Origin of the sequence: Porticoccus sp. (assembly GCF_965660005.1) — a bacterium.
Classification (GTDB): domain Bacteria; phylum Pseudomonadota; class Gammaproteobacteria; order Pseudomonadales; family Porticoccaceae; genus Porticoccus.
In genome coordinates, this window is the sequence record NZ_CBFHYF010000063.1 from 1 (window position 1) to 6838 (window position 6838).

General features: G+C 57.3%; 9 protein-coding genes. 2 read left to right on the top strand and 7 right to left on the bottom strand.

What is annotated here, in order from left to right; translation table 11 throughout:
* On the top strand, positions 1-593 hold a 593-nt coding region (locus tag ACTF5G_RS09625), incomplete at its 5' end, for a WS/DGAT domain-containing protein (RefSeq protein WP_438952595.1).
* A gap of 91 nt (positions 594-684) precedes the next feature.
* On the opposite strand, the gene ACTF5G_RS09630 is transcribed toward ACTF5G_RS09625, so the two are convergent.
* The 4 genes from ACTF5G_RS09630 to ACTF5G_RS09645 form a co-directional block, all read right to left on the bottom strand.
* A complete protein-coding gene (locus ACTF5G_RS09630; protein ID WP_438952596.1) occupies positions 685-1497 on the bottom strand; it encodes an enoyl-CoA hydratase-related protein in 813 nt (270 codons plus the stop codon).
* Between the two features lie 78 nt (positions 1498-1575).
* On the bottom strand, positions 1576-2229 hold the full coding sequence (locus ACTF5G_RS09635; RefSeq protein WP_438952603.1) for a DsbA family protein: 654 nt from the start codon (positions 2227-2229) through the stop codon (positions 1576-1578).
* A complete protein-coding gene (locus tag ACTF5G_RS09640) occupies positions 2226-2843 on the bottom strand; it encodes a hypothetical protein (RefSeq protein ID WP_438952597.1) in 618 nt (205 codons plus the stop codon). Before ACTF5G_RS09640 ends, ACTF5G_RS09635 begins: the two co-directional genes overlap by 4 nt.
* Positions 2844-2856: 13 nt before the next feature.
* The gene (locus tag ACTF5G_RS09645) at positions 2857-3447 is read right to left on the bottom strand and encodes a TetR/AcrR family transcriptional regulator (RefSeq protein ID WP_438952598.1); all 591 of its coding nucleotides are present in this window, start codon (positions 3445-3447) and stop codon (positions 2857-2859) included.
* Positions 3448-3739: 292 nt separating this feature from the next.
* Here ACTF5G_RS09645 and ACTF5G_RS09650 point away from each other — a divergent pair, with 292 nt between their 5' ends.
* Positions 3740-4747: a glutathione binding-like protein gene (locus ACTF5G_RS09650; protein WP_438952599.1), complete on the top strand. Its 1008-nt coding sequence runs from the start codon at positions 3740-3742 to the stop codon at positions 4745-4747.
* On the opposite strand, the gene ACTF5G_RS09655 is transcribed toward ACTF5G_RS09650, so the two are convergent.
* The 3 genes from ACTF5G_RS09655 to ACTF5G_RS09665 form a co-directional block, all read right to left on the bottom strand.
* Positions 4729-5727 (bottom strand): NAD(P)H-dependent flavin oxidoreductase, encoded by a 999-nt coding sequence (locus ACTF5G_RS09655; protein ID WP_438952600.1) that lies wholly within the window; start codon positions 5725-5727, stop codon positions 4729-4731. The two genes, ACTF5G_RS09650 and ACTF5G_RS09655, sit on opposite strands and share 19 nt — an antisense overlap.
* A 222-nt stretch (positions 5728-5949) precedes the next feature.
* Positions 5950-6159 (bottom strand): DUF4266 domain-containing protein, encoded by a 210-nt coding sequence (locus tag ACTF5G_RS09660; protein ID WP_438952601.1) that lies wholly within the window; start codon positions 6157-6159, stop codon positions 5950-5952.
* Between the two features lies 1 nt (position 6160).
* Positions 6161-6739, bottom strand: a complete 579-nt coding sequence (locus ACTF5G_RS09665) for a TlpA family protein disulfide reductase (protein WP_438952602.1) — start codon at positions 6737-6739, stop codon at positions 6161-6163.
* Positions 6740-6838: the final 99 nt, after the last annotated feature.

The following is a 6838-nucleotide window of genomic DNA, read 5'->3' on the forward strand; positions in this document are numbered from 1 at the left end:
CCATGGTGCCTGTTTCCCTGCGCCAGCCCGGGGACGTGGATTCCGGCAATGCGGTTGCAGGCATCTCCGCCGACCTGGCAACCACGGTGGCCGACCCCGCCGAGCGATTTCGGCGGATACAATCGTCGGTGCAAACCGGCAAAGACTACTACAGCGAAATGTCGCCCAGTGAGCGGGAACTGTTTTTCATGATCATGCAGGCACCGTCGATGCTGCTGATGCCCATGGGCCTGATCTCCCGGGTGCCCGCTTACAACGTGGCCATCTCAAACGTTCCGGGAATTAGACAGCCCATGTACTGGAACGGCGCCCGCATGGACGGCTCCTACCCACTGTCTATCGTCATGGACGGCATGGCCTTGAACATCACCTTGGTCACCTACGACAAGAATGTAGATTTCGGCATCATCGCCTGTCGCCGCTCCCTGCCGTTGGTACAACGCCTGATCGACTACATGGAAGAGGCGTTACAGGCGTTGGAGGATGCCGCTGGAATCAAGGCGAAAGTGGCGAAGAAGCGTCCCTGCGCCAGCCCAAAGGCAAAGGCCAAAACCAAAGCAAAGGCCAAAACCAAGGCCAGGCCGAAACGCTAGAAAACTACCAGGCAGTGAACCAGAGGGCGGCTCGGGAATACACGCAGCATACGCGGGGCGCCTGACCCACCGCGCGCAACACCCCGGTTGCTCAGCTTCCGCTGAAGCTCGCCGGGCGCTTCTCAATAAAGGCCTGCATGGCCTCTTTCAGGTCGTTGGATTTCAGCGAACTGACCATGGTCCACAGGCCATTGAGCAACAGGCTCTGCTCGGTACTCATACCCTCGCTCTGCTGCAGCACAAACTTGGTGCCGCGCACGGCCAGCGGCGCGTTGGCCGCTATCTCGCCCGCCAGGGCCAGGGCGGCCTCATAGACCGCTTCCGCATCCTCGTACACATCGTTGACCAGGCCGATTTTCTCGGCCCGTGCTGCAGAAATATCCTTGCCGGTGTATGCCAGCTCGGCAACCTGTCCGGCGCTGACCACACCGGGCAAACGCTGTAGCGTACCCACATCGGCCACGATGCCAATTTTCGTTTCGCGTACGCCGAACTGGGCATCTTTTGCGGCGATTCGGATATCACAGGCGGTCGCCAGGTCGACCCCAGCGCCCAGGCAATGGGAGTGAATCGCCGCAATCACCGGAACCGGGCACCTGGCAATCGCGGTGATTCCGTCCTGGCATAGCTGGGTATGCTTCAACTGCTCCAGGCAGCCGCTGGTGGTAGACAGATCCGGCGTGCTGCCCAGGCTGGCGAGGTCGATGCCCACGCAAAAGCTTTTTCCCCGCCCAGCGATAACCACGGCACGGATTTCCTCATTGGCGGTGACCGCATCCATGGCGCGAATGAAGTCGCCCCACATATCGAAAGAAATCGCGTTGAGCTTGTCCGGACGGTCAAGCCAGAGGGTGGCCACGTGGCCGGAAACATCGAGAGAGAGTGTGGAACAATCGAATTCCATGGTGGTAGTCCTGCATCACTATTTATCGACACAGACTATGCCATTACAATTTGAATTGCAAGCGCCGGGACGTCTCGGTCAGCGCTTGTCCAGTTGCCGTTGAATTTCGCGGGCAAACAACCAGAGTCGGTCCTGCCCCCAGAGCGCCAGCAACTGCTCGCCGTTCTCATCCAGCAGCCGGAAACTTGGCACGCCCCACAGCCCCGCCTCATACATGGCCAGGCGGTTCTGTTCCGGCATGTCTTCCCAGCCCGGGTTTCCGAGGTGCGTTTGCGCCTCGTCCCAGCTGAGGCCAGCCGCTTCGACAACCTTGCGCAGTCCCCGATCGTTGTTGGTATTAACGCCCCGGGCAAATGCGTGGCTGAGAAAACTGGACAGCAACTCGGTACTCCTGCCCTGCTCTACCGCCCAGGGATACAGGGAGTAACAGCGCCGTACGGGGTCACCGATGGGATCGTAGAAATTGCCGTAAGGGACACCGGCCTCGCGGGCTTCCCGGGCGGTGTCCATGAAGATATACATGCCCTTTTCACGGGTGGCGGGTACGCCGCGCATCACCATGGGAAGCACCGGCCGCACCGACAGATTCACCCCCGTATCCCGGGCCAGTTTCACGGCCCGGTCGAAGGAGATAGCGGTATAGGGGCTGCGCAAAGATGGATAGACTTCAAGGGTCAGGGTACCGGTGTCCTTGGGTCCGTCGAACGCCACATCAGGCCGCGGGGCTATCATCGGCTGTCCCGACTGGCGGTCGACACCCAGTGCGGCGAGGCGCTTCTCGAGATGGTAGAGCCGGTCGACGCCCCAGTACCACTCGCCGCCGACGCCAGCGACTGTAGAGCGGACTCGTCGCCGGCCCACAGGGCTGTTCCGACCTCAGCGGCACAGGCGATAAAATCACCCGTTCCCTGCGCGACCAGGATCTCTGACGCCAATTGCACCAGTGCTGGATCGGGCGTCACGGGATGATCGGGAAACTCCAGGCCGTATTCGGGAGCGACATGAAACGCATCGTAGCGGGACAACTGCGACAGTAACTCCGGCTCCGCGACATTTTTGCCCCGGGGCCCCCCAACCAGGTGGCACTCCAATTCGATGTCGTAACGCTCGGCCAGGCGCTGTAACCCCTGGACGGCAAGGTGGCTGTAGCCGTCGTCTACCTGGTGAAAATACTCCACGCGATGGGGAGCACCCTGCTTGATGCGTTGTTTTTCGGCCGCCGCGCGCCGCTTGTCCACGCCGGCAGGCGCGAACAAGCGAGTCATCAGCGCAGAAGTCAGCCACCGGACCAGCGGACGGGGGTCCATGCTTGCTAAACCACCCTGATCCTGAAATTGTTCTGACATGTCAGTTGGCCGCTCAGTCGTCCCCAATCAGGCTCTTCAGCATGCCTTTAAGGATATTGATACTGCTCTTCTTGCTCAGCCCCTGGTGGTACCGTAGCCGGTGCCACATTTCAAAGGAGGTGATGGCGTCAATGGCTTCACGTATTTCACGGGGTGCAGATTTGAGTTCGGGTAACCAGTCGTCCAGATCCTTGCGCAAGCCGCGCTGGTTGCGGGCGTAATTCTTGCGCAATGTCTCATAACGCCAGAGCTGGGCCTGGGTACCCTGGACAATATTACTGACGCTTTCATAGGCGTCGGCGTGACGCTCCACCGCGTGATCAATCCGCTCCTCCATCGTTCCGTCCCGATCCCCGCCGAGAAATAGCATTTCATAGGAGTCACGAATGTGATCGTCGGCCACTTCGAAAAGCGTCTCCATATCCTCGAAATGGCGAAAGAAAGAGCGAATACCGACACCTGCGCGATCAGATATCTGCTGGGCAGTGGGTACCAGTATGCCCTCTTCCTGCAGGGCCAACGCCGCTTCGACAATCGCAAGTCGACTGCGCTCTCTGCGCAAGCGTCGCCCGTCTACTGCCTCTGCTTCTTGTTTTTTTGACATAATGATCTCGAAATAAATCGCGAAAAACCCGATATAATGGCATTAATTGTGCAATATTTACTCAGGGTTTACCAGTTATGGCTAATATAACATTCTGGGGCCTGACAGCATCGCCCTATCAGCTGAAAATGCAAGCACTGGCGGACTATGCCGGAGTACCCTGGCGGCGATTCCCGGACCAGGCGAACTCACCCCGCGCCCTCGCATTATTCACTCGACTGAGACTGGCGCGTATGCGCGGCGCAGTAAAGCGCTTCCCAAACTATGTGCCGATCTGGACGAATACCCCGAGGTGCCCTACTACAGCCTGGACGGCAAGCAGTTCTATTACGATTCCACGGGATGGGCGCTGCACCTTGATTCGATGCAGGCATCCGCGCTTCCTCTGCTACCTTCCGAAGAGTCCACCCGGTTCCTGTGCCGACTGATCGACGACGCCTTTGACGAGTTCGGGCTGTACATGGTGCACCACAATCGCTGGATTACCTCGGCGCAAACGAATGTGTTGGCAAAGACAACTGCAAAGGAAATGCACTCAATGCTGCCACGCTTCCTGCGCAAGCGTATGCAGTACAATCTAGCCCGGCGCCAGGTAAGGCGCTGCCCCTACCTGTTCAGCGTGGCGCCAGCCCGTTACAGCTGCGATATGCCAACCGAGCTGACGCCTTCGTCCCGAAACGGCTTTCCAGCCACCCATCAATTGCTCGACCGGGCCTGGCGGCGCTACCTCGCCGCGATGGAGCACATATTGACGCAGCGGCCATACCTGCTGGGAGAGTGCTTCACCCTGGCCGATGCTAGCGCCTGCGGGCAGTTGGGCATAAACCTGGTGGACGGCCGGGCCGCAGATATCATGGAGGAAGTGGCGCCACATACCTATCGATGGTTGCACATGATTAAAAGCGGCGAGCACCGCGGACGCGAGGGCAAGCTAATCCCCGCGGCCACGCTGACGCCACTTCTGAAAATTATCGCAGAAACCCACCTCCCACTGATGCGGCAGAATGAAGTCGCATATGAGAACGCGGTGTCCCAGGGTCAGCGCCTGTTTAATGAAGCGGCATTTGATCGGGACGAAGCCCTCTATAACGGCAGCCTGATGGGCCTGCCATTCCGGTCCGTCAGCAAGAGTTTCCAGGTGTCCAGCTGGCGAGAGTTGTGCGAACAGTGGCAGGCGCTGGGAGACAGCGCCCGCAAACAGATAAACAGCGAATTCCCGTTCCTGGACAACCCGGTGTTCACTACAGAAAGCACCTATCCCGAGATAGGTACGGCAAGCGATCAGGCAGCGCTGGACTGACCCGCCGGAACATCGGAAACGATCGAGGCAAGCCGGTCAGTGATAATCTGCTCGGCATCGGCAACAATATTCTTCACCAGGTCCTCACAGCTGGGAATATCGTTGATCAGGCCGCCACACATACCAACGGTGACCATTCCCGCATCGATATCCCCGGTACTCCAGGCCTTCTCCTGGTTGGCACCTGAAACCAGGTGGTGTACCTGCCCGAAATCACCACCGGCGGCCTCAACTGCCGCGACCTCATCGGCCACGGAATTGCGGTAAACCCTGGCGGTATTTTTAAAGCTGCGGAAGATCAGGCGCGTCTGGTTCTCGTCCATCTCAACCACTTTCTGCTTGATGCCCTCGTGAATAGGCGCTTCTTTGGTCACCAGGAAACGGGTACCCATATTGATGCCCTCACAACCCAGGGACAGGGCGGCAGCGAGGCCCCGACCATCGGCAATACCTCCGGATGCAAGTACAGGAATTTTCAATGCCTGGGTAGCAGCCGGGAACAGCACCAGCCCACCCACATCCTGCTCGCCAGGGTGGCCGGCGCATTCAAAGCCGTCAATACTCACCACGTCAACACCGATGCGCTCTGCCTTCAGGGCGTGACGCACCGCCACACACTTGTGGATCACCTTGATACCCGCTTCCTTGAACCTATCCATAAAGGGCTCAGGGCTGCGACCGGCGGTTTCCACAATCTTCACACCGCTTTTAATAATCACATCAACGTAATCGTCGTAATTGATCTCACTGGCCACGACACCCACAGTCAGGTTCACGCCAAAAGGCTTGTCCGTCATGGAACGGCAGCGGGCGATCTCGGCCGCCAGGCCCTCGACCGTGGGCTGGGACAGCGCAGTCATCACGCCAAGCGCACCGGCATTGGATGCCGCCGCTGCGAGATCTGCCGTGCCAACACGCATCATTCCGCCACAAACAATGGGAGTCTCGATGCCCAACAGTTCCGTTAATCTTGTTTTCATCACACAAGCTCCTTACCTAAATAGCCGTAAAAACGCGAGGTTATCATTATGGCACTTTTTGTGTCAATTTAATCCGGATATGTCAACTGAGTTGGTGAGAATCCATGGGTTGTTGATTTGTACGGAACTTTGCCCCACTGTTTGCACTGAAAATTGAACCGGCGGTTACGTCCTATCTACCTGACCGACCTGCAGATTTTCACCTCTGAACGGGTCAAGCCCTCATGCAAATGACAGTCGAAAATGGCTCAATATTCGGCGCAAATCAACAGATGCCTCTTTGCTATTAAACATCTGTTGTCGAAAACGAGCCTCCATCGTGCTGGCTTGCCATTGCATCTCTTCTCTAGCCAGAATCCCTCTCTCCCAGGGCTCAACGGACTGGCATCCAGTCAGCGCAATTATTGACAAAACAAAAAGACTGTTTTTCACGTCAATTCTCCTCAATTAGTTTCAAGATTTGGTCACGCAGAACTAGCCCGTCGCTTTTTTTGAACCCGGTATGGACCCACCGGACAGTCCCAGACCTGTGTATTAAATAGCCAGTGGGCATGCCCAACACACCGAAGTCACGGGGGCTTGAAGCTTGATCATCGTGTAAGACCGTATATGAGACAGGCATCTCTTCGAGAAACCTTCGTGCATCAGCTATTTCCCTGTCTACCGAAATGGCAAAAACCTCAAAACCACGCGTATTGAATTCTCGATGCAAGGCTTCCAACTGGGGGAACGACAAACGGCAAGGACCACACCAAGACGCCCAAAAATCGACATAAACGACCTTGCCGCGAAGGGAGGACAGACTTACCTCATTCGCTCCCATTATGTTTGACAGCGAAACTGAAGGCACTTCTTCGCCTATTCTCACTGCGCCTGTTGCCGCCGAGGCGACAACAAGCGACAGAGGCAACACAACAAAAACACGAATAAGGAAGCGCAGAACTATCAAGGGTCTCAATGGCAACTGCCACAAAGCAAGCTGTCTAACGTCTTGCACAGCTATCGCCCACATGCCTGCGACAGTGAATCTGTCTCAGGGCCGCAGTTCTGCTCCAAGCAACTCTCACTGCCCAAAGCACAACCAAAGGACTGCGCGCAGCTGGTTAATGCC